General features: G+C 68.0%; 32 protein-coding genes. 22 read left to right on the forward strand and 10 right to left on the reverse strand.

From position 1 onward, the window contains the following. The first annotated feature begins 240 nt into the window (after positions 1-240). From OU419_RS06620 to OU419_RS06665, 10 genes are read left to right on the forward strand one after another with little or no spacing between them, the layout of a single operon-like run. Positions 241-612 carry an integrative conjugative element protein, RAQPRD family gene (locus tag OU419_RS06620; protein WP_024889602.1) on the forward strand — a complete coding sequence of 124 codons (372 nt, stop codon included), beginning with the start codon at positions 241-243 and terminating at the stop codon, positions 610-612. Then, on the forward strand, positions 609-842 hold the full coding sequence (locus OU419_RS06625; protein WP_009463356.1) for a TIGR03758 family integrating conjugative element protein: 234 nt from the start codon (positions 609-611) through the stop codon (positions 840-842). The genes OU419_RS06620 and OU419_RS06625 overlap by 4 nt, the downstream gene beginning before the upstream one ends. Before the next feature lie 23 nt (positions 843-865). Continuing rightward, positions 866-1,225, forward strand: coding sequence for a TIGR03745 family integrating conjugative element membrane protein (locus tag OU419_RS06630; protein WP_024889601.1), 360 nt, complete (start codon positions 866-868; stop codon positions 1,223-1,225). 6 nt (positions 1,226-1,231) lie between these two features. After that, positions 1,232-1,642 (forward strand): TIGR03750 family conjugal transfer protein, encoded by a 411-nt coding sequence (locus tag OU419_RS06635; protein WP_024889600.1) that lies wholly within the window; start codon positions 1,232-1,234, stop codon positions 1,640-1,642. Further along, entirely contained in the window at positions 1,639-2,328 is a 690-nt protein-coding gene (locus OU419_RS06640; protein WP_024889599.1) for a PFL_4703 family integrating conjugative element protein, read from the forward strand. The genes OU419_RS06635 and OU419_RS06640 overlap by 4 nt, the downstream gene beginning before the upstream one ends. Next, the gene (locus OU419_RS06645) at positions 2,325-3,212 is read left to right on the forward strand and encodes a TIGR03749 family integrating conjugative element protein (protein ID WP_024889598.1); all 888 of its coding nucleotides are present in this window, start codon (positions 2,325-2,327) and stop codon (positions 3,210-3,212) included. Before OU419_RS06640 ends, OU419_RS06645 begins: the two co-directional genes overlap by 4 nt. Continuing rightward, a complete protein-coding gene (locus OU419_RS06650) occupies positions 3,202-4,620 on the forward strand; it encodes a TIGR03752 family integrating conjugative element protein (RefSeq protein WP_024889597.1) in 1,419 nt (472 codons plus the stop codon). Before OU419_RS06645 ends, OU419_RS06650 begins: the two co-directional genes overlap by 11 nt. After that, positions 4,601-5,032, forward strand: a complete 432-nt coding sequence (locus OU419_RS06655; protein ID WP_024889596.1) for a TIGR03751 family conjugal transfer lipoprotein — start codon at positions 4,601-4,603, stop codon at positions 5,030-5,032. The genes OU419_RS06650 and OU419_RS06655 overlap by 20 nt, the downstream gene beginning before the upstream one ends. Beyond that, entirely contained in the window at positions 5,032-7,911 is a 2,880-nt protein-coding gene (locus tag OU419_RS06660; RefSeq protein WP_254471748.1) for a conjugative transfer ATPase, read from the forward strand. The genes OU419_RS06655 and OU419_RS06660 overlap by 1 nt, the downstream gene beginning before the upstream one ends. Before the next feature lie 12 nt (positions 7,912-7,923). After that, the gene (locus OU419_RS06665; protein ID WP_024889594.1) at positions 7,924-8,718 is read left to right on the forward strand and encodes a DsbA family protein; all 795 of its coding nucleotides are present in this window, start codon (positions 7,924-7,926) and stop codon (positions 8,716-8,718) included. Here OU419_RS06665 and OU419_RS06670 read toward each other — a convergent pair. The 5 genes from OU419_RS06670 to OU419_RS06690 all read right to left on the reverse strand — a co-directional run bounded on the left by OU419_RS06670 (position 8,694) and on the right by OU419_RS06690 (position 11,857). Then, entirely contained in the window at positions 8,694-9,491 is a 798-nt protein-coding gene (locus OU419_RS06670) for a hypothetical protein (protein WP_024889593.1), read from the reverse strand. The two genes, OU419_RS06665 and OU419_RS06670, sit on opposite strands and share 25 nt — an antisense overlap. Continuing rightward, positions 9,488-9,910 (reverse strand): nuclear transport factor 2 family protein, encoded by a 423-nt coding sequence (locus OU419_RS06675; protein WP_024889592.1) that lies wholly within the window; start codon positions 9,908-9,910, stop codon positions 9,488-9,490. Before OU419_RS06675 ends, OU419_RS06670 begins: the two co-directional genes overlap by 4 nt. 31 nt (positions 9,911-9,941) lie before the next feature. Beyond that, positions 9,942-10,535, reverse strand: a complete 594-nt coding sequence (locus OU419_RS06680) for a biotin transporter BioY (protein ID WP_024889591.1) — start codon at positions 10,533-10,535, stop codon at positions 9,942-9,944. 64 nt (positions 10,536-10,599) lie between these two features. After that, positions 10,600-11,058, reverse strand: coding sequence for a PaaI family thioesterase (locus tag OU419_RS06685; RefSeq protein ID WP_024889590.1), 459 nt, complete (start codon positions 11,056-11,058; stop codon positions 10,600-10,602). A gap of 4 nt (positions 11,059-11,062) precedes the next feature. Further along, positions 11,063-11,857 carry an enoyl-CoA hydratase/isomerase family protein gene (locus tag OU419_RS06690; protein WP_024889589.1) on the reverse strand — a complete coding sequence of 265 codons (795 nt, stop codon included), beginning with the start codon at positions 11,855-11,857 and terminating at the stop codon, positions 11,063-11,065. A 231-nt stretch (positions 11,858-12,088) separates the two neighbouring features. Between OU419_RS06690 and OU419_RS06695 the strand changes: the two genes are divergently transcribed. From OU419_RS06695 to OU419_RS06720, 6 genes are all read left to right on the forward strand, one after another. Beyond that, a complete protein-coding gene (locus tag OU419_RS06695; protein ID WP_024889588.1) occupies positions 12,089-12,682 on the forward strand; it encodes a LysE family translocator in 594 nt (197 codons plus the stop codon). Positions 12,683-12,686: 4 nt separating this feature from the next. Further along, positions 12,687-13,079: a nuclear transport factor 2 family protein gene (locus OU419_RS06700; RefSeq protein ID WP_024889587.1), complete on the forward strand. Its 393-nt coding sequence runs from the start codon at positions 12,687-12,689 to the stop codon at positions 13,077-13,079. Beyond that, on the forward strand, positions 13,076-13,477 hold the full coding sequence (locus OU419_RS06705; RefSeq protein ID WP_043689299.1) for a cupin domain-containing protein: 402 nt from the start codon (positions 13,076-13,078) through the stop codon (positions 13,475-13,477). The genes OU419_RS06700 and OU419_RS06705 overlap by 4 nt, the downstream gene beginning before the upstream one ends. Further along, on the forward strand, positions 13,474-13,773 hold the full coding sequence (locus tag OU419_RS06710; protein ID WP_024889585.1) for a DUF1330 domain-containing protein: 300 nt from the start codon (positions 13,474-13,476) through the stop codon (positions 13,771-13,773). Before OU419_RS06705 ends, OU419_RS06710 begins: the two co-directional genes overlap by 4 nt. Next, a complete protein-coding gene (locus tag OU419_RS06715) occupies positions 13,766-14,728 on the forward strand; it encodes an alpha/beta hydrolase family protein (RefSeq protein ID WP_024889584.1) in 963 nt (320 codons plus the stop codon). The genes OU419_RS06710 and OU419_RS06715 overlap by 8 nt, the downstream gene beginning before the upstream one ends. A 191-nt stretch (positions 14,729-14,919) precedes the next feature. Next, positions 14,920-15,315: a VOC family protein gene (locus OU419_RS06720; protein WP_024889583.1), complete on the forward strand. Its 396-nt coding sequence runs from the start codon at positions 14,920-14,922 to the stop codon at positions 15,313-15,315. Here the strand turns inward: OU419_RS06720 and OU419_RS06725 are convergent. Genes OU419_RS06725 through OU419_RS06740 form a run of 4 tightly spaced genes read right to left on the reverse strand, consistent with a single transcriptional unit; the run spans position 15,267 to position 17,984 of the window. Beyond that, complete coding sequence (locus OU419_RS06725; protein WP_023008466.1) at positions 15,267-15,974, reverse strand: AraC family transcriptional regulator; 708 nt, start codon at positions 15,972-15,974, stop codon at positions 15,267-15,269. The two genes, OU419_RS06720 and OU419_RS06725, sit on opposite strands and share 49 nt — an antisense overlap. Then, positions 15,971-16,555 carry a peroxiredoxin gene (locus tag OU419_RS06730; protein WP_024889582.1) on the reverse strand — a complete coding sequence of 195 codons (585 nt, stop codon included), beginning with the start codon at positions 16,553-16,555 and terminating at the stop codon, positions 15,971-15,973. Before OU419_RS06730 ends, OU419_RS06725 begins: the two co-directional genes overlap by 4 nt. Positions 16,556-16,559: 4 nt before the next feature. Beyond that, on the reverse strand, positions 16,560-17,063 hold the full coding sequence (locus OU419_RS06735) for a GNAT family N-acetyltransferase (RefSeq protein WP_052151668.1): 504 nt from the start codon (positions 17,061-17,063) through the stop codon (positions 16,560-16,562). 6 nt (positions 17,064-17,069) lie between these two features. Then, on the reverse strand, positions 17,070-17,984 hold the full coding sequence (locus OU419_RS06740; protein WP_024889580.1) for a LysR substrate-binding domain-containing protein: 915 nt from the start codon (positions 17,982-17,984) through the stop codon (positions 17,070-17,072). Between the two features lie 181 nt (positions 17,985-18,165). Between OU419_RS06740 and ilvE the strand changes: the two genes are divergently transcribed. After that, on the forward strand, positions 18,166-19,143 hold the full coding sequence (gene ilvE / locus OU419_RS06745) for a branched-chain-amino-acid transaminase (protein WP_009463302.1): 978 nt from the start codon (positions 18,166-18,168) through the stop codon (positions 19,141-19,143). 65 nt (positions 19,144-19,208) lie between these two features. Here the strand turns inward: ilvE and ptsJ are convergent, their stop codons facing one another. Next, positions 19,209-20,510, reverse strand: a complete 1,302-nt coding sequence (gene ptsJ, locus OU419_RS06750) for a MocR-like B6 salvage transcription factor PtsJ (RefSeq protein ID WP_024889579.1) — start codon at positions 20,508-20,510, stop codon at positions 19,209-19,211. 70 nt (positions 20,511-20,580) lie between these two features. On the opposite strand from ptsJ, the gene OU419_RS06755 reads away from it, so the two are divergent. The 5 genes from OU419_RS06755 to OU419_RS06775 are packed head-to-tail and all read left to right on the forward strand — an operon-like array spanning position 20,581 to position 24,154. Beyond that, positions 20,581-21,384 (forward strand): YggS family pyridoxal phosphate-dependent enzyme, encoded by an 804-nt coding sequence (locus tag OU419_RS06755; protein WP_021205431.1) that lies wholly within the window; start codon positions 20,581-20,583, stop codon positions 21,382-21,384. Then, positions 21,381-22,097, forward strand: a complete 717-nt coding sequence (locus tag OU419_RS06760) for a glutamine amidotransferase (RefSeq protein ID WP_024889577.1) — start codon at positions 21,381-21,383, stop codon at positions 22,095-22,097. Before OU419_RS06755 ends, OU419_RS06760 begins: the two co-directional genes overlap by 4 nt. Next, a complete protein-coding gene (locus OU419_RS06765; RefSeq protein ID WP_024889576.1) occupies positions 22,094-22,936 on the forward strand; it encodes a PfkB family carbohydrate kinase in 843 nt (280 codons plus the stop codon). The genes OU419_RS06760 and OU419_RS06765 overlap by 4 nt, the downstream gene beginning before the upstream one ends. Further along, positions 22,933-23,208 (forward strand): hypothetical protein, encoded by a 276-nt coding sequence (locus OU419_RS06770; RefSeq protein ID WP_024889575.1) that lies wholly within the window; start codon positions 22,933-22,935, stop codon positions 23,206-23,208. Before OU419_RS06765 ends, OU419_RS06770 begins: the two co-directional genes overlap by 4 nt. A gap of 37 nt (positions 23,209-23,245) precedes the next feature. Beyond that, positions 23,246-24,154, forward strand: coding sequence for a LysR family transcriptional regulator (locus OU419_RS06775; protein WP_024889574.1), 909 nt, complete (start codon positions 23,246-23,248; stop codon positions 24,152-24,154). Positions 24,155-24,172: the final 18 nt, after the last annotated feature.

Here is a 24,172-nt window from a genome sequence, read left to right on the forward strand (position 1 = left end):
AACAAAACGAAGGCGACCTCCACCAAATGAGAACTCCCTTCCTGTGGGAGTGAGTTAGGCACTTTAGCCCCCTCCTGGAACCCATTTAAGGACGGGGTGCGGCTCTCCTGCTCCCGCACCCCAACCGCGCCACGCCAACCACGAACGTAAATCCGGCACCCTGCCGATTCCGATTGTTTGCGGCAGGTTCCAGCCGACCACCGCAGCATTCCGCCATCCAGACGACTGCGGAATGGCGTGATGACGACCACAGGCAAACCAACGACCGACTGCCGCGGCGCGCCGGCATTGGCCCTAGTCCTAGCCGTCGCGCTGACCAATGCCACGCCCGCGTCAGCGGGCGATGCCTCCCCAGAGCATGCGCAGTTGGCGACCCTCGCGCGCCAGCTCGATCTGATCGACCGCCTCGCCGAGCACGCCGCCCATACCGCTCCGCAGGAGCGCGCCCGCTACCACTTCGACCATGCCCGCCTGCGCGAGGACCTCCAGCGCGTTCGGGCCGGTATCCAGGACTACCTGACGCCGCCGCGCGCCCAGCCGCGCGATTCGGTCGAGCTGTCCGGTGACTACCGCCAGTCCAGCCCGCCCTCCGACCAGGAGGCACCCCAATGAACGCCGCCCAGGTCAGCGCCTTCCAGGCCAACGGCGGCTTCGCCCCCGCCGCCGTGGCCACGGTGGTGCTCGGTCTGGTGTTCGCCGTCCTGCTCCTGTGGGGCGTGTGGGCCATGCGTACCGCCTACACCGGCTGGGCCGAGCAGCGCCTGTCCCAGCGTCAGTTCCTGGGTGTCGTCGTGCGCTTCGTCGCGATGTACCTGGTGCTGACCTATTTCCTCCTGTCCTGACCACCACGAAAGGCCCGACCGCCATGAAGACCCATCCGATTCCCCATCGCATTGCCACCACCATCCTCGCGCCATTGATGCTGATGGGCTTGCCATTGGCGGCCCGGGCGCAGGGCCTGCCGACCATCGAGGACCCCTCGCGCGGCCAGGGCAGCGGCATCATGCAGACGCTGCAGAACTACGGCTACGACATCGTGCTGCTGGTCGCGCTGCTGGTGGTCGCCTCGATGTTCGTCGGTGTGTGCTACCACGCCTACACGCGCTACTCGGAGATCCATACCGGCCGCGCCACCTGGGGCCAGTTCGGTCTCACCGTGGCCGTGGGTGCGATCCTGCTGGTGGTCGGCATCTGGCTGCTGACCAAGGCCACCGGCGTGCTCTGAGCGGCGATGGCTGCCTTGAACGATATCGCGCGCGACGGGCTGGTCACCTTCCTGCCGCACAGGCTGAACCGGCAGCCCGTGGTGGTGAGGGGCCTGACCGCCGACGAACTCTGGATCTGCGCCGGCCTGTCCGCGGTGGCGGGGTTCATCGCCGGCGTGCCGCTGGCCTGGGCCACGCACAGCGTCGCCATGGTGCCGACCCTGGTCGTGGCCGGCGTGGCGGCTGGCGTGTTCGGGGGTGGCGGATTCCTGCGCCGGCAGAAGCGCGGCCGCCCGGACACCTGGCTGTACCGGCAACTGCAGTGGCGCCTGGCGCTGCGCCATCCGCTGGCAGCGTCCTGGCTCGGTGGGCACCGTCTCATCACGCGGTCGGGTTACTGGACCACCCGGCGCTCACGCGGAGCAGCCGCCTCATGAGCCGTTTCAGGAACGAAGTCCATCACCTGCAGGCCCATGTGCGCACGCTGCGCCTGGGCGCCGGTGCGTTGTTCGTGGTGGCGCTGCTGCTCGGTTTCGGCTGGTGGAGTGCGCCGAGGCAACTGACGATCCACGTGCCCCCCGATCTGCGCTCGGGCAGCACCCGCGCCTGGTGGGATGTGCCGCCCGAGAATGTCTATGCGTTCGCCTTCTACGTCTGGCAGCAGGTCCAGCGCTGGCCGACGGATGGCGAACAGGACTACCCGCGCAACCTCCACGCGCTGTCGGCCTATTTCACACCGGCCTGCCAGGCCTTCCTGCGCCAGGACTACGAGCACCGGCGCAGCAGTGGTGAACTGCGCCAGCGGGTGCGTGGCATCTACGAGATTCCGGGGCGCGGCTTCGGCGACAACCCCACGATGCGGGTGAAGACGGTTTCAAGCCGCGACTGGATCGTCACGCTCGACGTCAGCGCTGACGAGTACTACGGCGCCGAGCAGGTCAAGCGGGCCCTGGTGCGCTATCCGCTGAAGGTGGTGCGGCTGGACGTCGATCCCCAGCACAACCCCTTCGGCCTTGCGCTGGACTGCTATGACGGCGCGCCGCAGCGGATTGAGGCACCGTCGCCGGCAGTGCCTCCGTCCGGCACGCCCGACGGCGGCCTTTCGCAGGGAAGCAACCCATGAAACACCACGTCTTCACCATCGTGGCGAGCCTGGCCCTTGGCTTCGGCTTGGTGCCGGACAGCCATGCCATCGAGATCCTGCGCTGGCAGCGGTTGCCGCTGGCCGTCCCGCTGGTCGTCGGGCAGGAACGCGTGGTCTTCATCGACCGCAACGTGCGCGTCGGCCTGCCCCCGAGCCTGGGCGAGCGGCTGCGCGTGCAGAGCGCGGGCGGCGCCATCTACCTGCGCGCCAGCGAGGCCATCGCGCCGACGCGGCTGCAGCTGCAGGACGTGGAATCCGGCGCCATCGTGCTGGTCGACATCGCAGCCACGGACGCCGGGGAAGGCGAGCCGCCGCTGGAGCCTGTACGCATCGTCCTGCAGGACGCCGCCGAGGATGCCAGCGGTGACACTGCCGCCGGTCCGACCCAAGCAGCGCAACCCGGCAGGCGTCGGCAGACGCCGATAACCGTTGTCCTGACGCGCTACGCGGCGCAGAACCTTTACGCACCGCTGCGCACCGTCGAGCCCGTGGCCGGCATCGGGCGCGTGCCGCTGCGGCGCCCGCTCGCGCTGGACACACTGCTGCCAACGCTGCCGCTCAAGGCGCGGGCACTGGCGGCCTGGCGACTCGAAGACCAGTGGGTCACCGCCGTGCGCCTGACCAACACCTCGCCTCACCGTATCGATCTCGACCCAAGGGCGCTGCAAGGCGACTTCGTGGCCGCGACCTTCCAGCATCCCGACCTGGGGCCTGCGGGCGCTTCGACCGACACCACGGTGGTCTATCTGGTCACGCGCGGCCGTGGCCTGGCCGAGTCCCTGATGCCGGTGCTCGGCCCCATCGATGCCGGCACGAACTTGCCGCCGGCCGCCGCTGCGGGGAGGACGTCAGATGAGGAGTAATCCCCTGTTGAAGTGGCTGCTGATTCCGATGGCATTGTTGCTGGTGTTCGTCGGTGCCAGGCTGTTCTCAGGCAGTGACGCTGCACCTGGCAAGCAGGATGTCCCGGGGCAGCTCACTCCCGAGGAAATGAAGGCGCTCGGCATCGCGGGCGACACCCCGCGCGATACCGTCGCCACCCTGGTCGCGCAGGTCAAGCAGCTCCGCACCGAGCTGCAGACCGCGCTGAGCGACAACCGCCAGCACAAGGCCGAGAACGAGCGCCTGCGTACCCGCGAGGGTGCGATCGACCAGCGCATCCAGAACGCCCTCGACAGCGAACGTCGCCGCCTGGAACAGGAGCGAACCCAGGCCGCCAGCGACCGGCAGCACACGCAAGGGCTGATGCAGGAATTGCAGCGCCGCCTGGACGGACTGTCCGGCAAGGGCGATGTCGCCGACCTGCCGATCGGCCTTGGGCTGGACGGGCATGACGGCGGACCGCTCAAGGATGGCAGCATGCGCTGGATCGAACCGGCTGACGCCCGGCCCGATCCGAAGGGCGGTTCGAGCAGCCTGCGCTTGCCCGCCTTTCCCTCCAGCTTCGGCCCGGCCTCGCCGGAGCTGTCGGCTGCGGCGGAGGCCGTCAGCGACAGGACTGCGCAAGCCGTTGGCGGCACCGCCCAGGCGGTCTATACGGTGCCCGCCAATGCCACGCTGATGGGCTCGGTCGCCATGACCGCGCTGATCGGTCGCATTCCCATCGACGGCACCGTCAACGACCCGTTTCCCTTCAAGGTGCTGATCGGGGCCGACAACCTGGCGGCCAACGGCATCGAGATTCCCGACGTGGCCGGTGCGGTGGTGAGCGGTACGGCCTCGGGCGACTGGACGCTCTCGTGCGTGCGTGGGCAGGTCCGTTCCATCACCTTCGTGTTCAGCGACGGCACCATCCGCACGGTGCCGGAAGACGACGGCAAGCGCAGTCGAAGCCAGAACAGCACCAGTCTGCTGGATGGCCTGGGCTGGATCAGCGATCCCTACGGCATCCCGTGCGTCTCGGGCGAGCGCCGCAGCAATGCCCAGCAGTACCTGGGATCGCAGGCGTTGATCACCGCGGCCGGCGCGGGCGCCGCCTCGCTCATCAAGTCCGACAACGGCAGCGTGGCCGTGGTCGCCAACAACAACGGTTCGCTGGGCACGGTCGGCATTTCGGGCAACGAGGCCATGGGCCGCATCCTGGCCGGTGGCGTGCGCGACATGGCCGACTGGGTCAACAAGCTCTACGGCCAGGCCTTCGCTGCGGTCTACGTGCAGCCCGGCGCCAGGGTGGCCGTGCACCTGGAGCAGCCGATCGCCATCGACCACGACGCCAAGGGGCGCCGGGTGAATCACCTCATGGGAGAAGCACATGCGTCGGACCTGGATTGACCGTCCCCTTGTCCTGCTCGCCGCCGCCGTTCTCGCGGGTTGTGCCACCAGCTCGGAAAAGCTGCTGCCCCGGGGCGAGCACACCATGCTGGACATCTGGCAGCACGAGACTGGCGGCTATAGCGGCGGCCAGGCCGGCCGCCTGCTGCTCGACGCACGCCAGGACCTGCGCCGTCCGCTGACCGACGCTGACACCCTCGCGGCGCCCGCCCGGAACGCGGCCTACACCCGCACCGCAGCGAACGAGATCCAGCGACAGTTCCATCGACTGCCAAACCCCGATCTGGTCATGTACGTCTTTCCGCACCTGGCCGGTACCGACCCGGTACCGGTGCCCGGCTACAGCACCGTCTTCCCGCTCTACCAGCGCGTGCAGTACGCGATGCCCGGCGAGCGGCTGGAGGACTACTGATGGGCTGGCGACTGCCGTGGCCGCGTCGTCCGGCCCCCAGGCCAGGCCAGGCCGACACCGAGCCGGACGCCTGGACGCGACATGTCGCCCGCCTTGCCGCGCACGGCATTGAGGCACCTGGAGCCGCCCCTGGGCGGCATCATCGGCGACCCGCGACGCAGGCCGACCACGTGGCGCTCTACGACGTGGCGCCGTCCTTCGCCGACCTGCTGCCCTGGGTCGAGTACCTGCCAGCCACGAGGTGCATGCTGCTCGAAGATGGCCAATCGGTGGCGGCGTTCTTCGAGTTGCAGCCGATCGGTACCGAAGGGCGCGAGACCGCCTGGCTGTGGCAGGCCCGCGATGCCCTGGAGAACGCGCTGCAGGACTCCTTCGACGAACTGGACGAGAACCCGTGGGTGGTGCAGCTCTATGCGCAGGACGAAGCCTATTGGGACCACTACCTGCGCACGCTGGGGGCGTACCTGCATCCACGCGCGCAGGGCAGCGCGTTCAGTGAGTTCTATCTGCGCTTCTTCGGTCACCACCTGCGCGCGATCGCCAAGCCGGGCGGCCTGTTCGAGGACACCACGGTCACTCGCCTGCCGTGGCGCGGCCAGACCCGGCGCGTGCGCATGGTGGTTTATCGGCGCACCCCGGACGCAGCATCGGCCCGGCGGGGGCAATCGCCCGAGCAGGCCCTGGCGACGATTTGCGACCGCCTGGTCGGCGGCCTGGCGAATGCCGGTGTCAAGGCCCGGCGCCTTGGCGCGGCGGACATTCACGACTGGCTGCTGCGCTGGTTCAACCCGAATCCCGGCGCGCTGGGCAGCACGGCCGAAGACCGGGAACGCTTCTACGCGCTCGCCCGCTACCCGGAGGAACAGGAAGAGGGCGAGATCGAACTGGCCAGCGGCGACTTCGCGCAACGCCTGTTCTTCGGCCAGCCGCGCTCGGATGTCGCCCGCGGCCTGTGGTTCTTCGACGGCATGCCGCACCGGGCCATCGTCATGGATCGTCTGCGCTCGCCGCCCGCGACCGGACACGTGACCGGCGAGACGCGCAAGGGCGGCGATGCGATGAACGCGCTGTTCGACCAGATGCCCGAGGACACGGTGATGTGCCTGACCCTGGTCGCCACGCCGCAGGACGTGCTGGAGGCGCACCTCAACCACCTGGCCCGCAAGGCGGTCGGCGAGACGCTCGCCAGCGAGCAGGCGCGCCAAGACGTGCAGCAGGCCCGCGGCCTCATCGGCAGTGCGCACAAGCTGTACCGGGGTACGCTGGCGTTCTACCTGCGCGGCCGCGACATGGCGCAGCTCGACGCCCGCGGCCTGCAACTGGTCAACGTCATGCTCAATGCGGGCTTGCAGCCGGTGCGCGAAGAGGATGAGGTGGCGCCGCTCAACACCTACCTCCGCTGGCTGCCTTGTCTGTTCGACCCGGCGGCGGACAAGCGGCAGTGGTACACGCAACTGATGTTCGCGCAGCACGCGGCCAATCTGGCGCCGGTGTGGGGGCGCAGCCAGGGCACCGGCCATCCGGGCATTACCTTCTTCAACCGGGGCGGCGGCACGATCACCTTCGACCCACTGAACCGGCTCGACCGGCAGATGAACGCCCACCTGTTCCTCTTCGGTCCCACCGGTTCCGGCAAGAGCGCCACGCTGAACAACATCCTCAACCAGGTCACGGCGATCTACCGGCCCAGGTTGTTCATCGTCGAGGCCGGCAACAGCTTTGGCCTGTTCGGTGACTTCGCCGCTCGGCTGGGCCTGAGCGTGCATCGCGTGAAGCTGGCACCCGGCGCGGGCGTGAGCCTGGCGCCATTCGCCGATGCCTGGCGACTGGTCGATACACCGGGCCAGGTGCAGACGCTGGATGCCGACGCTCTGGACGAGGACGGCGACACCCATCAGGCCGACGACGGGGATGACCAGCGGGACGTGCTCGGCGAACTCGAAATCACCGCCCGGCTGATGATCACCGGCGGCGAGGACAAGGAGGAAGCGCGCATGACGCGCGCCGACCGCAGCCTGATTCGCCAGTGCATCCTGGGCGCCGCCCAGCGCTGCGTGGCACAGGCGCGCACGGTGCTGACCCGCGACGTGCGCGACGCGCTGCGCGAACGCGCCCGCGACGCCAACCTGCCGGATGCCCGGCGCGCGCGGCTGCTGGAGATGGCCGATGCGATGGACATGCTCTGCCAGGGCGCAGACGGCGAGATGTTCGACCGTCCGGGCACGCCCTGGCCCGAGGCGGACATCACCATCGTGGACCTGGCCACCTTCGCGCGCGAGGGCTACAACGCGCAGCTCTCCATTGCCTACATCTCGCTGATCAACACTGTGAACAACATCGCCGAGCGCGACCAGTTCCTGGGCCGGCCGATCATCAACGTCACCGACGAAGGCCACATCATCACCAAGAACCCGCTGCTCGCGCCCTACGTGGTCAAGATCACCAAGATGTGGCGCAAGCTCGGTGCGTGGTACTGGCTGGCGACGCAGAACATCGACGACCTGCCCAAGGCCGCCGAGCCCATGCTCAACATGATCGAGTGGTGGATCTGCCTGTCGATGCCGCCCGACGAGGTGGAGAAGATCGCCCGGTTCCGCGAACTTTCACCCGCGCAGAAGGCGCTGATGCTGTCCGCGCGCAAGGAGGCGGGCAAGTTCAGCGAGGGCGTCATCCTGTCCAAGTCGATGGAAGTGCTGTTCCGCGCCGTGCCGCCCAGCCTCTATCTGGCCCTTGCGCAGACCGAACCGGAAGAGAAGGCCGAACGCTACCAGCTCATGCGCCAGTACGGCATCGGCGAACTGGATGCCGCCTTCAAGGTGGCCGAAAAGATCGACCAGGCGCGTGGCATCGCATCGCCTCCGCTGTTCCTGCCGAAATAACCGGAGCGCGTGATGTCCTCGAAGCGAACCACCTTGCCGAGCCGATCCCAGGCCATTCGCAAGCGCGCCGGGCGCCTCCCACGGCTGTCCTGGGTGGTCGCTGGCATCCTTGTAGCCGGCCTGCTGGGCTGGCTCCTGTACCGCACTCCCGGTGCGCCGACACCGCGCACGGGGCCTGAGGTCGCGCAGGCGCATCCGGCCGGCCCACCCTGGCGCCACGGCCCCGCCGATGCGCGCTTCACGCTGACGCTGTACGCCGACCTGGAGTGTCCGTTCTGCAAGGCCTACTACCCGACTCTGATGGCCTGGATCGATGCCCACCCCGAGGCCAGCCTGCGGTGGCATCACCTGCCGCTGGCGATGCACGATCCCGAGGCGAGTCGGCTGGCCGGCGTGGCCGAGTGCGCAGGCGAAGCGCAAGGCCACGAGGCCTTCTTCAGTGCCATCGCCTGGCTCTACCAGAACACCCGCGGCGATGGCCAGGGGCTGCCGACCGATCAGGCCTGGCCGGGTCTGACGACCGCCATGCGGACCTGCCTGGACAGCGACCGCCCCACAGCCATCGTTCGCGCGCAGGCCCACGAGGCTGTGCGTAGCGGCATCAACGCCACGCCCACCGTGCGGCTTGACGACGGCCTGACGGGGAAATCGCTGCTGCTGCACGGTCCGGTCGAGGGCGATGCGCTGCTGTCGGCGCTCGATCTGGTGGCGTCGCCGGACAGGCCGGACGCTCGTTCAGTGGGGGCCGCCGACGCCGCCGGCACGGCGGTCCGTGGCCGCCGTCATGGCCTCGCCGAGGCCCAGTAGTCGCGGAGCGCGCGCACGCTGTCCGATGGCGAAGGCATGTAGCCGCTCAGGTTGACGAGCCCGACGTTCATGCCGCGTTCGTCGGTGGTGCCCCTGAGCATCAGCCGTTGGAAGCGGCCGGTGTTCAGGCCATATCGATGCGGATCATCGACTTTCAGCGCCAGTAGGTGCAGGTGCGAGTTCCAGATTCGGAACTTCGCATGTTCGATGGACTGTATTGCCTGCCAGGGAACGAAGACCCGCTGGGGGCCTTCGCGCGTGAGGCCGAGGGCATCGGCCACGAGGTCGGCGGGTGGGTCGAGGCGACGCAACCGCCGCACGAGTGTTCGCACGATCGCCCGTGTGAGCGCCACGGCCAGGATGACGCCGCCCAGCGCAAGAGCGAGCACGACAGGGTCCGTCTCGTGGATGTCCTTGACGAGGGGCCGCAGCACGACGACCAGCAGAGGGAACACGATCCCCATGCCCATGAACAGCACTTCCCACCACGCGGCGCGCGCGATGGGAATGCGCAGCGTCGCCGGGAAGCGGGGCAAGGGCATGTGCCTACCTCGCCAGCGCAGGCGGCGTCCATACTGTCGGACCAGGACCATGAGCCCCATGACGGAGGTGACGAGGAAGACGGCGGCAGCCAGTCTGGCGGGGCCAGGGTCCGCGCGCAGGGACGACAGCAACGCAAGCACCAGCGTCAGGCCCGACACCAGGAGCACCGGCTCCACCACGAAGACGTAGATCCTTGTCCACCAAACGCTCCCTGCCTGCTGCTCGCTCATGGCCCTCCGTCCCGATCCCGCTTCGATGCCGCTCCCATCCTGGTCATCCACTCGCTGCAGTCGAAATACACTTCGTTGCGGCGAATCTTGCCCGCATGGTCCAGTTGTACCAGGCATACGCCGACCACGGTCAACACCTCGCCACCGACCGGGATGTCGGCACACCATTTGTTGAGGAAGCCATCCTGCATGGGGATGCCCTCGACCTGCGTCCAGACCCACGCCGGATTGCGCGCCAATAGGCGCTCGAAATAGCCCAGCAACGCGGGCTTTCCCCGCAGCCCTTGGGGTACGGCAGGGTCGAGATAGAAGGCATCCTCGGAATAGAAGGCAGCCAGCCGCTGAGGATCGTTGCCGGTCCAGGCGGGCAGCCACGCCAGCGCAAAGCGCCGCGCCTGCTCCGCATCGAGGGCGTTCATCGTGATGTACCGGGCCGACCCGGAACGCGCGTCATCGGTGCGCCGCTTTGCGGGTACCGCTGTCGATGGCCTTGAGCAGCGCTGCACCAAGCACCGACTTGAGCGCGCCGCCGAGGACGAAGGGGGCCACGCCCACGGCGATCGCTTTCTGCACGCCAACCATCGCGGCCAGCCAGGCGCCGCCGAGCAGCAGGCACAGGGCGTTGCCGATCAGCATCGCCGCGAAGGCCAACACGACGCGCCCGCCATGCCAGCCGCGTTCGACCAGCCAGCCGGTCAGCGCGCCGGCCACGGGAAAAGCCAGCAGGTAGCCACCCGTCGGTCCCAGGAAGCGCGCCAGACCTCCCGTGCCGCCGGCGAACACCGGCAAGCCGAGCGCGCCCTGGGCCAGCCAGACGAGGATCGTCAGGCCACCCAGGCGCCAGCCGTACAGTGCGCCGACCAGCGTGACGGCCAGCGTCTGCATGGTCATTGGCACCGGCACCATAGGCACGCTGACGTGGGACGACGCGGTGAGCACGAGGGTGCCGAACAGCACCGCCAGCACCTTGGTCGCGTTGGACTGTCCGCGCAGCCAGCGGGTTGTGTCGAGGGTCCCGAGGGTTTGGGTCGAGGTTGGGGTCATGGGTTCTCCTTCATGAATGGCGGCACTGGCCGCCGAGCGCATCCTTGCGCGGACACCGGAAACGTCATCGATCCTGCTTGCCCTGCAGGCAGATCAGGGTTTGCTGGCCGAGCGCCACCTGGGCCCGTCCCTGCTCGGTGACGCCGAAGACTTCGAGTTGGCAGATGGTCAGGGTGCGTCCGGAGCGCACCACCGTGCCGACCGCTTCGAGGTAGTCGCCCTGCGCGGGGGCGAGCAGGTTGATCTTGAACTCGACGGTCAGCACGGAGCTGTCCGGTGGAAACAGCGTGAAGCCCGCGTAGCCACCGGCCGAGTCGGCGATGGCGCTGGTGCCGCCGGCATGGAAGTAGCCATGCTGCTGGGTGAGGGTTTCGCGGAACGGCAACCGGATGCTGACCCGCCCGCGCGCAACCTCGTGCAGTTCGGCGCCCAGGTGGTGCATCAGGCCCTGGCGGGCGAAGCTGTCGCGGACGATTCGCTCGACCTGGGGATCGAGCGGCAAGGATGGGGCGGCTTGGGTCATCGTTCTAAGGTTCCTTTGCAGTGGAGAGGGGGTTGAATCGAGGTGGCCGCTTCTCCAGGAATGCACGCATGCCTTCCTCGTGGTCGGGCAGCGAAAGGGTGTGGTGGAAGGCGGCCCGCTCGCGGCGCAGTCCTTCGTCCATGGGCAGGCTGGCGCTGGCACGCGCGGCCTGCTTGATCAGGACCAGCACCTCGCCCGACAGCGACGCCATGTCGGCGGCGAGCCGGCGGCCCTCTTCGAGCAGGTGATCGGGGGGCACGATGCGCGAGACCAGCCCGCTGCGTTCGGCCTCGCGGGCGTCCATGCGGCGCCCGGTCAGCAGCAGGTCCATCGCCTTGGCCATGCCGAGCAGGCGCGGCAGGCGCTGCGTGCCGCCCGCACCGGGCATGGTGCCGACGCGAACCTCCGGGTGGCCGAACACGGCGTTCTCGGCCGCCAGCACGATGTCGCACATCTCGACCAGTTCGCAGCCGCCGCCGAGCGCGAAGCCCTGCACCAGCGCCACCACGGGCTTGGGGAACGTGCCCAGCGGCGCGCAGCAACCGGCGAAGTCAGTGGCCCGCGCCTGCTCCGCGCTGATGCCCAGCATTTCCTTGAGATCGGCACCGGCCGCGAAGTGTTCGCCTTCGGCACGCAGCAGGACCACCCGCACGGCGGCGTCGGCCGCCAGCCTGTCGAGGTGCGCGGCCATCGCATCGGTCAGTGAGCGGCACAGGGCGTTGCGGGCTGCCGGCCGGTCGATGACCAACTCGGCATAGCCGTCTGGGTGCGACGCGCATCGAATGAAATCGGAAGACATGGGTTCTCCTGCGAGGAACCGCCCGAAGTGCCGGGCCGTCATCGATTCGGCAGCGCCGGGCAGTACCTGCGAAGTCTGCTGCGCGATGACGCTTGCGGCCAAGCGCGAATATCTCAGGTGGGACTGAAAATTTCTCGCTGGAGCCGACGCCATGCCCGGCCCAGAATCAATTCGCGGACGGGCCTCGTCTTTCCCTCAACGCCCCGGTACTCCCCGTCCCAGCGAACTCCCATGGAACATACCGCCCTCGTGGCGCTGATCGTCTACGCCTTCGTCATGTCGATCACGCCCGGCCCCAACAACGTGATGCTGATGTCCTCGGGCCTGCTCTTCGGCCTGGGCCGAACCTGGCCGCACCTGCTGGGCATCCCTGCGGGCGTGATGGTGCAGCTCGGGATCACCGGCGCCGGCCTCGGCGCGGTGTTCGCCCTCGAACCGCGCCTGCAGGTCGCATTGAAGGTCGTGGGCAGCCTCTACCTGCTCTGGCTGGCCGCGCGACTGTGGCGCGCGGCCGAACTGGAGGAGACCGAGGCCGGCCGGCCCATCGGCTTCATGCAGGCGCTGGCCTTCCAGTTCGTCAATCCGAAGGCCTGGCTGATCTCGGTGACGGTGGTGTCCACCTTCCTGCCGCCGGGCGAAGGCTACGCACTGCGCCTGCTGGTGGTCAGCCTGGTGTTCGCCGCCATCGGACTGCCCTGCATGCTGGTCTGGGCCGCCTTCGGCGCCGGCCTGCGGCCCTGGCTGCGCGACCGCACCGTCGCTCGCGTGGTCAATCGTGCCATGGCGACCCTGGCTGCCCTGACCGTTCTTCTCTTCTGGATGTGATGCCATGACGACACTCTCTCATGATCAACTCCGGGCCCATGCGCTGGCCTGGATCGATGACTGGAACCGGCGCGACGTGCCGGCGGTGTTGGTCGCCTACGCCGACGACGCACTGTTCGTGAGCGCGCTGGCCCAGCCCTATACCGGTGGCACGCGGGTACAAGGCAAGGACGCGCTGCGCCGCTACTGGCTGGCCGCGCTCGCCGACAGGCCGGACCTGCGGTTCGAACTCATCTCGGCCATCTGCGACGTCGAGGCGCAGACCGTCGTCGTCCATTACGTGGCGCAGGCTGGCGGCAAGCGCACGCGCATGTGCGAGATCATGCGTTTCGAGAATGGACGGCAGGTCCAAGGCGAGGCCCTGCACGGCGTCCCCGCCGAGGAGGGCACGTCATGACGGCGCTGCTGCGCGCCGTCCGGCCCGACGACGGCAACCGCTATGACTGGGGTGGGGTCTGCCTGGGCTGGCGACTGCTGGAACTGCAACACATGCAGGTGCGGCAGGAATGGATGCCCGCAGGCGGCGCCGAGGCACCCCACTGGCACGCCAGGGCTCACCAGTTCTTCTACGTGCTCGGTGGCCACCTGCGCCTGAGCACGCCCGACCAGGACGTGTTGCTGGAAGCCGGTCAAGGCGTACATGTCCCGGCCGGCACTCGCCACATTGCCGCCAATGGTGGCGACGAGGACGTGAATTTTCTGGTGTTCTCCAGCCCCAGCACACAGGGCGACCGCATCGAATCGGCCTCGGCCGCCAAACCGGATCGCCGTCGCGACGAGGAGCCTGCGTCATGACCGTTTTCGCCATTGCTCAACTCACCATCCACGACCGGACCGCCTACGACCGCTACCAGGCCCGCTTCATGGAGGTGTTCCGCCACCACCGGGGACGTCTGCTGGCCGCGGACGAGCAGCCTCGCACCATCGAAGGCACCTGGCCGCACCAGAAGCTCGTGCTCATGTCCTTTCCCGACGAAGCCGCCTTCCATGACTGGGCGGAATCGGACGAGTACCAACGCATTGCCCAGGATCGCATGGCCGGCGCGCAGGCCGTGGTGCTGCTGGTCCAGGGTCTCGCTGTGAATGACTGAGCCCATCGACATTCGCGCCGCCGACGGCTATGCACTGGGTGGATTCGCCTGGCGCCGCCCCTGCGATCCACGACGCCCGCATCCGGTCGCGGTCATCAACGCTGCCACCTCGGTGCGCTGCCGGTACTACGGGCGCTTTGCCGACTGGCTCCACAGCCACGGATGGGACGTGGTGACCTACGACTACCGCGGCATCGGCGAATCGCGACACCGTGGGCTGCGTCGGCTGCAGGCCGACTGGATCGACTGGGGGCAGCACGATTTCGAGGGTGTGCTGCAGTACCTCGCCTGGCGATTCCCCGGCCAGCCGATCGACGTGGTCGGCCACTCCGCTGGGGGCTTCGTGATCGGGCTGGCCGCGTCCGCACACCGCGTGCGGCGCATCTTCACCATGGGGGCGCAGTACGCCTACTGGCGCGACTATGCGCCCGCCGCACGCCGCGCCATGTTCCTGCGCTGGCACGTGGCCATGCCGCTGCTGGCGCGGGTGCTTGGCTACGTGCCAGCCAAGCGCCTGGGATGGATGGAGGACACGCCCAAGGGCGTGGCACTGGACTGGGCACGCATGGGTCCCCGCTTCGAGGGCACGGTGCGCCGAGGCCGGGAGACACTGGAAGGTGAGCCCGAAGCCGAAATGCTGGCACGGCGCTTCGGCCAGGTGCGCGCACCGATCCTGGCGCTGGGCATCGAGGACGATCCATTCGGCACGGTACCGGCGCTGGACCGCCTGCTGGATTACTACACCGGCAGCGAGCGCCATCACCTGCGCTTGGCTCCCGCGGCCATCGAGCAGGCCGAAATCGGCCATTTCGCCTTCTTCCACGAGCGCTTCCGCGAGGCGCTGTGGCCCCTGGCGCTGGACTGGTTGCGTACCGGCGAGCCACCAACCCACCCACTCGGCGCACTGAAGCATCGACCTGCGGACGATCCTCGGGCAGCGAGAGGTACGGCATGACTGTGGATGAGGCCCATTCACCACGACTGAAGCGGAAGCGCTGGCCGATCAAGATCACATCAGTAGCGATTCTGCGGCTTGACTGAACGTGATCGTGGGGTGCTCACTGACATGCACCTGTCGCGATCATTCAATACAGGGGATGAAGCCTGGCCCAGAATCCATTTCTCCATCTAACTTGGAGAGCTGAGATGATTTTCAGATACACGATTCTCTACGTCGAAGACGTGGCCGCCTCGCTGGCCTTTTACGAACGTGCTTTTGCCATGGAGCGGGGTTTTCTGCACGAGTCGGGGGACTATGGTGAACTCGTCACGGGGGCAACCAAGCTGGCTTTTTCTTCCGTCAAATTGATGCGAACTCTGGGCAAGACACCCGGCAAGCCCGCACCCGAAACCCCGGTATTCGAGATCGCCTTTGAAACGGAAGACGTATATGCGGCCTATACGCGTGCCGTAGCCGCCGGCGCACAAGCTGTGCAGGAGGTTAGAAGTGAACCTTGGGGGCAGACGACGTGTTACGTCACCGATATCAACGGTTATCTGGTGGAGATTTGTTCGCCCGCCCAGTTGCCCAGCCCGGGTTGACGCAGGCGCTCAAGGACGTCGGCTTGCCTGCGCAACTGCGCCGGAGAATGGCCGAACCAGCGGACAAGTTCGCGGGTCATGTGGGCTTGGTCACTGAAGCCACATATGCTGGCTATTTCGGCAAGAGGTTCACCCGACGAAAGCAGTCCGGTTGCCCGGCGCGCTCGTCCCAAGAGCCGCCAGTAGTCCGGCGGTGGGAGTCTTCTGCCCAGAAAGACTCTTTGCATCGTTCGGATGGAAATGCCAATGCTGCGGCAGGCGGCGCCAACCGTTGCACCCGGAAAACTGAGCGCCAGGATGGCCTCGTCCAGATGCGTCCAGGCTTCGCACTGCTCGTCGAGAATTTCCCCGATTCGATCATGGTCTGCGGCAATCGCCTGCATGGCAGGCGCGCTCACGCCCGCGCCCGGGCGCAACCTATAGCCTGTGATCGTGGTGCCGGGGAGCAGATCGACCAGCCGAGGCCGAACATCAAACCCGGTTGACACGATCTGAACCAAGCCATCCGCATGGCGGATGCACAGTACGTCTCGGCATCCGTCGGGCAGCACCAGATAGCGCTCGGCCCTGTTCACCGGGTGAACCCAGCGGTGGAAGCTGGCAATGTCTTGCATGTCGGGAAATTCACTCCAGGAACCGCCGAACGATCCGATATTCATGGTTTGCCGGATTGATTGGCATGATGGCCTTTGAGCCACTCGATGACATCGTCGGCATTCCGGTCCGGCGGGAACACCGGATAGAACACATGCTCGATCACGCCATCGTGCGCAATCAGGGTCAGCCGCTTGAGCAGCGTCAGGCCTTGCACCTCGAAGACCGGCAGACCGAGCGCGGTTGCGAATGAAAGGCGGTTGTCGGACAGCAACGGGAAAGGCAGGTGGAGGCGCGCCACCGCCTCGCATTGGTACGCGGTGTCCTGCGTCGACACGCCGAACAATTGGGCGACGCCCAAGGACTTCAGTTCGGCGAAATGATCCCTGAAGGCACAGGATTGCGGGGTGCAGCCCCGTGCTCCTGGAATCTCGTCCCAGCCTGGAGGCAGTGCGATATCCGGCCGGCCCGTCATCGGGAAGAGATAAAGCACCGTGCGTCCGCGCAGGCGCGAAGGGTCGACACGGCCACCATCCGTCGATGCCAGTTCAAGCGTGGGCAGGCGCATGCCCGCGAGGTGGCGGGCGCCGCCATCATCCTCCGGCTGCGGAAGACGCGACCAATCGACCTGCTGCAGGTTATTCATGGCTTCACCACCGCTCGCTACCGGCCAGCCAAAGCACGTAGCTCTTCCAGCCGGCGGGTTCGGCGAAGCGCGCGTAGGCCCGGATGGCATCGGGGTTGTCCTCGGGGACCAGCCAGCGCAGATGGATCCAGGCGCGTGATCGACCGGTATCGGCGATGGCCGCGATGAGCCGCTGAGCGAGTCGTTTTCCGCGCGCGGCGGGCAGGACGTACAGGTCGTCGAGCTGGCCCGACCGCCCTCCGGAGATCGCCTCGGGCAGATCGAAGAACACTGCGAAGGCGACGAGTTCGTCGCCGAGAAAGCCACCCAGCACTTCCGCGATCGGATCGGCGATCAAGGCATTGGCATGAGCCAGTGCATTCGCCCCGGCGCCTTGCCCGTGGCGCATCTCGTCGCCATAGGCGGCCAGCAGGGAGGCAAGCGCAACGGCTTCATGGGCAACGAGCCGTCGAAGCGTCACATCGTCATCCGGCGGTGCTTTCTGGTCTTTCGGATATGCGGTATTCATACGTGTCTATGCTGTCCGCGCTTCTGGGTTCCGAGTTCCGCTTTCCGACTGACATTGCTCGCGCAGCCAGCCGCGCAGGTTCTCCAGCCGTCGATCCTCGGATAGCGCCTCGGGATAGACGAGCCAAAAGCCGACACCCGCGCTCACGGGGTGGTCGAAGACCGAGGCCAGGCGTCCGAGCCGGACGGCACTCTCGGCCAGTTCGCAGACGGCGATCGACACGCCAGCCCCATCGGCGGCCGCCTGCATCGTCAGGCCGCCCGAATCCACGCGGGTCACGACAGCCGGCTCGAACGGCCCGCCGGGCAGGCTGTCCATCCAGCGCTGCCAAGTGAGGCAATGCCGCGAAACGAACAGGTTGGCGCGCGCGACCTGCTTGAGGCGTTCCCGGCGCGAGCCGGTGGCAAAGCCCGGGCGCGCGTACAGATCGATGGTGGCCTCGAACAACAGGTCGGCCTGCAGGCCGGCCCACTGGCCGTCGCCATACCAGATGCCGGCATCGGCCACGCCGGCGGCCAGATCCACGTCGTCCTGCGTGGTGGAGATGTCCAGCGAGAAGCCGCGCCGCTCGAACGGATACAGGCTCAGGCGGGGCGACAGCCAGTTGGTCGCGAAGGTAGGCAGCATGTTCACGCGCAGGGGCCCGTCGCGCCGCTCCTCGCGCAAGCTGCTCACGCCCTCGGCGATCAGGGCGAAACCCTCGTTGAGGCTAGGTGCCAGCCGGCGGCCGGCGCTGGTCAATTCCAGCCGCGTACCGATGCGGCGCAGCAGTTCGACGCCGAGCATGTCCTCCAGCGTGCGCAACTGGTGGCTGACCGCCGAGGGGGTGACCGCCAGTTCCAGGGCCGCGTCCTTGATCGAGAGATGGCGCGCCGCAGCCTCGAAGGCGCGCAAGGCATTCAACGGGACAGGGATGCGCATGGGGGATTCACCCTCCTGGAAGTCATTGGTCGTTCATGGACTCATTAAACCGGAAATCGTCGTCTCCACGCTCGCCGACACGAGGACCAAAACTCAGCATCGTCTGAGATTTGCTCACTCGTGCCGACGGCGAACCGGCCGCACACTGACGCCATCGACAACCTGTACAGCGGTGCGCACCATGCTCAATTCCCTTGACGATCGCGATGGCCTGATCTGGCTCGATGGCGAGCTGCTGCCCTGGCGCGAAGCACGCCTGCACGTGCTCACGCATGCGCTGCATATGGGCGGGGCCGTCTTCGAGGGCATGCGCGCCTATGGCGGTCATGTCTTCCTCAATGCGCCTCACCTGGAACGCTTCCAGCAGTCCGCCGCGCTGCTGGACTACCACCTGCCGTGGTCGCAAGGCGAACTGACACAGGCCATCGAGGCGGTGCTGTGGGCCAACCAGCTCGACGACGCCTACATCCGCCCGGTGGCCTGGCGCGGCGCGGAGAGTGTTTCCATCGCTTCGCCGCGCGCCCGCATCCACGTGGCGATCGCGGCCTGGGACTGGCCCACGGCGGCGTCCCAGGGCCGCGCCGAGGAAGGCATCCGGCTGCAGCTGGCGAGTTGGCGGCGTCCCCGTCCTGACACCGCACCCACCGCGGCCAAGTGCTCGGGGCTGTACATGATCGGTACCCTTGCGCGCCATGCCGCCGCAGCGGCGGGCTGCGACGACGCACTGCTGCTCGACAGCGAAGGCCGGGTCGCCGAGACCACGGCAACCAACCTGTTGATGGTCCATGACGGGGTGCTGGTGACCCCATTGCCGACCTGCTTCCTCGACGGCATCACCAAGCGGCACGTGATGGGACTGGCGCGCCAGCGCGGGCTGCGGGTCGAGGAGCGGACCGTGACGCTGGACGAACTGCGCGCCGCCTCCGAGGTATTCACCGCCGGCACCTCGGTCGAACTGCAGCCGGTGGTGGCGCTGGTCGAGGATGCGGCGACCACCGAATGGCCCGTGGGGCCGGTGACGCGACAACTGATCCGGGACTTTCGCGCGTCCGTGACCGAGGCGAGCCAGGTCGGCCGGACGCTGCGGGAACGGGAGACCGGCTTGTTGGAACGGCGCCCGTGGCCCGCTCGCGTCGCCTCCGCCTTGCAGGCGCCGTAGCGCGCCATGGACCGGTACGCAGACGGACCCGCGAGAGGACAGGCACGATGCCATGCAGACTGGCTTCATACACGCCCCAGACAGTCGCGCAGTTGCGCGGCAAAGCGCGCCGCGTCCCCGGGTTCGAGCGTCGAGACCGTGACTCGCAGCGCGGGGGCCGCGGGCGCGATCGCGAAGGCATCGCCGGTTCGCACGGCCCAGCCGCAGCGTGCGAGGCTTTGCGCGGTGCGGTGAACGTCACGGTCTTCCGGCAACGGAATCCACACATTGAACCCGTCGCAGGGCTGCCTGGCGGCGATGCCCACGGCGCCGAGTGCATCGATCAGGGCCTTGCGACGCATGGCGTAGGCGGTCTTGGCCGCATGCAGGCGCGCCGTGGCCGCGTCGGATCCGAGCAGGCCGCGCACGGCCGCCTGCAGCAGGTGGCTGACCCAGGTCGTGCCGGGAGCCAGTCGCATGCCGAGCCTTGCGGCGGTCCCCGCATCGGTAGCGATGAAGGCCAGCCGCAGGTCCGGGCCGAAGCCCTTGGACACGGAGCGCACCAGCGCCCGCCGCGTGGTGGCCGCGGGCGCGATAGAGAAGTACGGCGTCTCGGCCAGCAAGGCGAAGTGGTCGTCCTCGATCACCAGCACGTGCGGATGGCGGGCGAGCACGCGGCGCAGTTCGCGGGCGCGCTGCTCGCTCAGGCCGCAGCCGGTGGGGTTTTGCGCCCTTGGTGTGCACAGCACCGCCTGGGCGCCATTGGCCAGCGCCGCTTCCAGCGCCTGCGGGCGCATGCCGTGCGCATCCATGGCCACGGGCACCGCTGCCAGGCCCGTGCTGTGCAGGATGTTGAGGCTGCCGAGGAAGCACGGGTCCTCCACCGCCACCTTGTCGCCGGCGACGAGGTAGGCAGCCAACAGACGCTCGATCGCATCGACCGCACCATGCGCCAGCACCAGACCGTCACCCTCCCGGAGATCCGCTCCGAACCACTGCCGCGCCAGCCGTTCGAGTGCTGGGTCGAGTACAGGCTGGCCATACAGCGCGGGCCGGTAGCCGCTGGCTGCCAGCGCCTGCAATGGATCGGGCAGCCAGGCCGGGTCCGGATTGCCGCTGGCCACATCCGCCAGCGCCGAGCCGGGCTGCAGGCCCTCCTGCTCACCGAGACGCGCCGCTGGCCGGATCACCGTCCCGTTGCGCCCCAGCGTCTCGGCAATGCCTGCGGCCACCAGCTTCCGGTACGCGGCGGCGACCGTGTTGCGGTTGACGCCCAGTTGATCGGCCATCTCGCGCACGGACGGCAGGGTCTGGCCCGCGGCAAGCCGGCCCGCATGTGCTTCGCGGCGAATGCGCTCGAAGATGTCCGATGCGGTCTTTTCTGCCATTCCCGTTTGTCCCGTGACAATGTATATTTTGTCCTATGACAATGTTAGCAGCACGGAGAACCCCTTGTCCATGAACGCGCAGACGCATCCCTGGCCCACCGCACACAGCGTCGAGGACTTTCGGCGCAATCTGGCGGCGGTGCATCGGCGCATCGCCGATGCCTGCTCCCGCGCGGGACGCGATCCGTCCGATGTGCGCCTGCTGCCGGTCAGCAAGACCGTGCCGGAGGAGCGCATCCGTCTGGCTTACGCCGCCGGCTGCCGCGACCTGGGTGAGAACAAGGTGCAGGAGGCGCAGCGCAAGGCCGAAGCGATGGTGGATCTCGCCGACCTGCGCTGGTCGGTCATCGGCCACCTGCAGACCAACAAGGCCAAGGTCGTGGCACGCTTCGCCAGCGAGTTCCAGGCCCTGGACAGCCTGCGTGTGGCGGAGGCGCTGGACCGTCGCCTGCAAGCCGAAGGGCGCGCACTGGATGTGTTCGTGCAGGTCAACACCTCGGGCGAGGCCAGCAAGTTCGGCTTGCCGCCTTCCGAGGTGGCCGGCTTCGTCCGGGCGCTGCCGGGCTTCTCCACCCTGCGCGTGCGAGGCCTGATGACACTGGCGCTGCTGTCGGCCGATCCGGCGCGGGTCCGTCCCTGCTTCGTGCTGTTGCGCGAACTGCGTGATCGGCTGCGCCAGGAGGCGCCGGCGGGCATCGGCATGGACGAACTGTCGATGGGGATGTCCGGCGACTTCGAGCTGGCCATCGAGGAAGGCGCCACCGTCGTGCGCGTCGGCCAGGCCATCTTTGGCGCTCGCGCGACGCCGGACAGCCATTACTGGCCCGACGACGATCGGGCTGCGACATCGACCGCATCGGAGCAGACCGCATGAAGACCGCCCTGGCCCTGCGCCACATCCATTTCGAAGACCTCGGCACGCTCGAACCGCTGCTGCGCGAGCGTGGATTCGACGTGCGCTACCTCGACCCCGCGACGGACGACCTGGCCGGTGAGGAGGCCGCGGCAAGCGATCTTCTCATTGCACTGGGTGGGCCGATCGGCGCCTTCGACGAGCGGGCCTATCCCTTTCTTGCCGACGAACTGCGTCTGCTCGAACGGCGCTTGGCCAGCGGCCGGCCGCTGCTCGGCATTTGTTTGGGCGCGCAATTGATCGCGCGCCTGCTCGGCGCCGCCGTCGCCCCCATGGGCTTCAAGGAGATCGGCTTCGGCGCGCTGACGCTGACGGATGCGGGCCGCCGCTCGGTGCTGGCACCGCTGGCCGGCGTGCCGGTGCTGCATTGGCACGGCGACCGCTTCGAGCTGCCTGAGGGCAGTGAACTGCTGGCGAGCACCGAAAGCTGCGTGCAGCAGGCCTACGCGGTCGGCAACCGGGTGCTGGGTCTGCAGTTCCACCTGGAAGCCGATGCCAGCCGAATCGAACGCTGGCTGGTCGGCCATTGCTGCGAGCTGGGCCAGGCCGGCGTCGATCCGCGCACGCTGCGCGCGGATGCCGAGCGGCATGGGGCAACGCTGAAGGCTGCGGCCCACCGCACGATCGGCGCGTGGCTGGACCGGCAGCAGGACACGGGGGGGCGTCCTGAATGACGGTGACCCAACCTGTGCCCATCGATGTCATCAGCATCCAGTCCCAGGTGGTCTACGGGCGGGTCGGCAACAACGCGGCGATTCCCGCGTTGGAAGCCTGCGGGCTGCTTACGACCGCGGTGCCGACCGCGCTGCTCAGCAACACCCCGCACTATCCCTCGGTCCATGGCGGTGCCGTGCCCGACGCGTGGTTCGCTGGCTGGTTGGATGACCTGGAGGCGCGCGGCATCCCCGCGTGCGCTCGCGTTGTGCAGGTCGGCTTCCTCGGCGCGCCGTCGCAGGCACGGATCCTCGCATCCTGGTGGTCGACGATGCGCGAGCGCCACCCGCAACTGCGCCTGCACCTGGATCCGGTCATTGGCGACTACGACCAAGGCGTGTATGCGGCGGCTGGCATGGCCGAGGCCTGGCGCACGCTGCTGATTCCAGAAGCCCACGGCCTCGTCCCCAATCGGTTCGAGCTGGAACAGGTCACCGGCAGAACGCTGCAGGGTCTGGCGGATTGCCGCGAGGCTGCCCGTGCGCTGTTGCGCGGCCCCACCCAATGGGTGGTGGTGACCAGTGTCCAGGATGATCCTGAAAGCGCCGTCGTCCAGACGCTGCTGGAGACGCGAGAGGGGGTATCGCGCCTCTTCGAGCATCCCCGCGTGCCCTGCGTGGTGAAAGGGGCCGGCGACTACTTCGCCGCGCGCCTGACCGGCCATTGCCTGCTTGGCATAGAGATGCCTCAGGCCGTCGAGCGCGCCTGCGGCGAAACCGCCGAGCAACTGACCCGCACCCGGCGCCTGGGCTGGGAGGAAATGGCCATCCACGCTATGGCCGGGAGCGTCCGGCCATGAATGCCTACCGCCTCGTGATTTCCCGGCATAGCCGGCTGCTGGGTCAGTTCGACAGCGAAACGCCCTGGGCGGGCGACGCGATCCGCGACCTGCTACAGCGACTTCCCGAATGCGATGGCTATCGCACCGAACTGTTCGTCGCGCGCGAAGAGCGCCGATTGCTCGAAAGCGGTCCTGGCGGCCTGAAGGTCCTCGGCCGCGAGCTCTTGTTCCAACCCTTGCCGATCACGGCGCTGCTGTCTGGCACGGCGCCCGAGGAGCCGCTCGCGTGAATCAAGCTCCCGGCCTCATGTACGCGTAGGTGGCGCGATGGAGCTGCGACACCTGCGCTGTTTCGTGGCAGTGGCCGAGGAACTGCACTTCACGCGTGCGGCGGTGCGGCTCCATATCGAGCAGTCTCCGCTGTCGCGCACCATCCGGGAACTGGAGTCCGACCTCGGCGCCACGCTGTTCGAACGCAATCGGCGCGGCACCCAGCTCACCTGGGCGGGCCAGGTGCTGCTGGAGGATGCCCGCCGCGTGTTCGCGGTGCTGGAACAGGCACGAACCAACGTCCGGGCCGCCGCCACGGGCTATCGCGGCATGCTGCGCATCGCGCTGTCGGACGGTATCGCGCAGACACGCCTCGCGGCACTCCTGGCCCTGTGCCGGGAAGAGGAGCCCGATGTGGAGATCCGCCTGTTCGAGACGCCGCTCGCATCGCAAGTGCGCGGGTTGCGCGACGACACTTTCGATGCCGGGTTCGCGCAGTCCGACGAAGCTGGAGAGGGCATTCTGTGCGAGGCGATCTGGTCCGATCCCATCCTGGTGGCCATTCCGACGCGCCATCCTTTGCTGGCCTTCAGGCAGGTCCCTCTGGATGAACTGCTGCGCTATCCCCTGATCAAGTGCCACCCGGAAGCTTGCGAGGGCGCGTACCGGCAGATCAAACGGCTGCTCCGCACGGCCGCCATCCAGCCCCGGATTGCCGAGCGGGTCGCGACACTGGAATTGATGTTGACGCTGGTGGCTGCGGGCTACGGACTGGGTCTCGCCACGGCGGCGCAGATTTCGGTCTGCCGCCATCCCGAGATCATTGCGCGGCCCCTGTCGGACCCGTCGGCATGCATGACCACCTACCTGTTGCGGCCGGACAGCGAGCCCTCGGAACCGCTGCAGCACTTCATCGAACGCGCCATGCTCTCGCGCGACGACAGTCCCTCCGTCGATCCGATCTAGCCCTGCGCAACCGCCTTC

The sequence above is a fragment of the Pseudomonas triclosanedens genome (assembly GCF_026686735.1).
GTDB classification, from domain to species: domain Bacteria; phylum Pseudomonadota; class Gammaproteobacteria; order Pseudomonadales; family Pseudomonadaceae; genus Pseudomonas; species Pseudomonas triclosanedens.

What these genes read in the sequence shown, in the direction of transcription:
- OU419_RS06620 (WP_024889602.1), top strand. Translation starts at nt 241, where the DNA reads ATGACGACCACAGGCAAACCAACGACCGACTGCCGCGGCGCGCCGGCA.
- OU419_RS06625 (WP_009463356.1), top strand. Translation starts at nt 609, where the DNA reads ATGAACGCCGCCCAGGTCAGCGCCTTCCAGGCCAACGGCGGCTTCGCC.
- OU419_RS06630 (WP_024889601.1), top strand. Translation starts at nt 866, where the DNA reads ATGAAGACCCATCCGATTCCCCATCGCATTGCCACCACCATCCTCGCG.
- OU419_RS06635 (WP_024889600.1), top strand. Translation starts at nt 1,232, where the DNA reads ATGGCTGCCTTGAACGATATCGCGCGCGACGGGCTGGTCACCTTCCTG.
- OU419_RS06640 (WP_024889599.1), top strand. Translation starts at nt 1,639, where the DNA reads ATGAGCCGTTTCAGGAACGAAGTCCATCACCTGCAGGCCCATGTGCGC.
- OU419_RS06645 (WP_024889598.1), top strand. Translation starts at nt 2,325, where the DNA reads ATGAAACACCACGTCTTCACCATCGTGGCGAGCCTGGCCCTTGGCTTC.
- OU419_RS06650 (WP_024889597.1), top strand. Translation starts at nt 3,202, where the DNA reads ATGAGGAGTAATCCCCTGTTGAAGTGGCTGCTGATTCCGATGGCATTG.
- OU419_RS06655 (WP_024889596.1), top strand. Translation starts at nt 4,601, where the DNA reads ATGCGTCGGACCTGGATTGACCGTCCCCTTGTCCTGCTCGCCGCCGCC.
- OU419_RS06660 (WP_254471748.1), top strand. Translation starts at nt 5,032, where the DNA reads ATGGGCTGGCGACTGCCGTGGCCGCGTCGTCCGGCCCCCAGGCCAGGC.
- OU419_RS06665 (WP_024889594.1), top strand. Translation starts at nt 7,924, where the DNA reads ATGTCCTCGAAGCGAACCACCTTGCCGAGCCGATCCCAGGCCATTCGC.
- OU419_RS06670 (WP_024889593.1), bottom strand. Translation starts at nt 9,491, where the DNA reads ATGAGCGAGCAGCAGGCAGGGAGCGTTTGGTGGACAAGGATCTACGTC.
- OU419_RS06675 (WP_024889592.1), bottom strand. Translation starts at nt 9,910, where the DNA reads ATGAACGCCCTCGATGCGGAGCAGGCGCGGCGCTTTGCGCTGGCGTGG.
- OU419_RS06680 (WP_024889591.1), bottom strand. Translation starts at nt 10,535, where the DNA reads ATGACCCCAACCTCGACCCAAACCCTCGGGACCCTCGACACAACCCGC.
- OU419_RS06685 (WP_024889590.1), bottom strand. Translation starts at nt 11,058, where the DNA reads ATGACCCAAGCCGCCCCATCCTTGCCGCTCGATCCCCAGGTCGAGCGA.
- OU419_RS06690 (WP_024889589.1), bottom strand. Translation starts at nt 11,857, where the DNA reads ATGTCTTCCGATTTCATTCGATGCGCGTCGCACCCAGACGGCTATGCC.
- OU419_RS06695 (WP_024889588.1), top strand. Translation starts at nt 12,089, where the DNA reads ATGGAACATACCGCCCTCGTGGCGCTGATCGTCTACGCCTTCGTCATG.
- OU419_RS06700 (WP_024889587.1), top strand. Translation starts at nt 12,687, where the DNA reads ATGACGACACTCTCTCATGATCAACTCCGGGCCCATGCGCTGGCCTGG.
- OU419_RS06705 (WP_043689299.1), top strand. Translation starts at nt 13,076, where the DNA reads ATGACGGCGCTGCTGCGCGCCGTCCGGCCCGACGACGGCAACCGCTAT.
- OU419_RS06710 (WP_024889585.1), top strand. Translation starts at nt 13,474, where the DNA reads ATGACCGTTTTCGCCATTGCTCAACTCACCATCCACGACCGGACCGCC.
- OU419_RS06715 (WP_024889584.1), top strand. Translation starts at nt 13,766, where the DNA reads ATGACTGAGCCCATCGACATTCGCGCCGCCGACGGCTATGCACTGGGT.
- OU419_RS06720 (WP_024889583.1), top strand. Translation starts at nt 14,920, where the DNA reads ATGATTTTCAGATACACGATTCTCTACGTCGAAGACGTGGCCGCCTCG.
- OU419_RS06725 (WP_023008466.1), bottom strand. Translation starts at nt 15,974, where the DNA reads ATGAATATCGGATCGTTCGGCGGTTCCTGGAGTGAATTTCCCGACATG.
- OU419_RS06730 (WP_024889582.1), bottom strand. Translation starts at nt 16,555, where the DNA reads ATGAATAACCTGCAGCAGGTCGATTGGTCGCGTCTTCCGCAGCCGGAG.
- OU419_RS06735 (WP_052151668.1), bottom strand. Translation starts at nt 17,063, where the DNA reads ATGAATACCGCATATCCGAAAGACCAGAAAGCACCGCCGGATGACGAT.
- OU419_RS06740 (WP_024889580.1), bottom strand. Translation starts at nt 17,984, where the DNA reads ATGCGCATCCCTGTCCCGTTGAATGCCTTGCGCGCCTTCGAGGCTGCG.
- ilvE (WP_009463302.1), top strand. Translation starts at nt 18,166, where the DNA reads ATGCTCAATTCCCTTGACGATCGCGATGGCCTGATCTGGCTCGATGGC.
- ptsJ (WP_024889579.1), bottom strand. Translation starts at nt 20,510, where the DNA reads ATGGCAGAAAAGACCGCATCGGACATCTTCGAGCGCATTCGCCGCGAA.
- OU419_RS06755 (WP_021205431.1), top strand. Translation starts at nt 20,581, where the DNA reads ATGAACGCGCAGACGCATCCCTGGCCCACCGCACACAGCGTCGAGGAC.
- OU419_RS06760 (WP_024889577.1), top strand. Translation starts at nt 21,381, where the DNA reads ATGAAGACCGCCCTGGCCCTGCGCCACATCCATTTCGAAGACCTCGGC.
- OU419_RS06765 (WP_024889576.1), top strand. Translation starts at nt 22,094, where the DNA reads ATGACGGTGACCCAACCTGTGCCCATCGATGTCATCAGCATCCAGTCC.
- OU419_RS06770 (WP_024889575.1), top strand. Translation starts at nt 22,933, where the DNA reads ATGAATGCCTACCGCCTCGTGATTTCCCGGCATAGCCGGCTGCTGGGT.
- OU419_RS06775 (WP_024889574.1), top strand. Translation starts at nt 23,246, where the DNA reads ATGGAGCTGCGACACCTGCGCTGTTTCGTGGCAGTGGCCGAGGAACTG.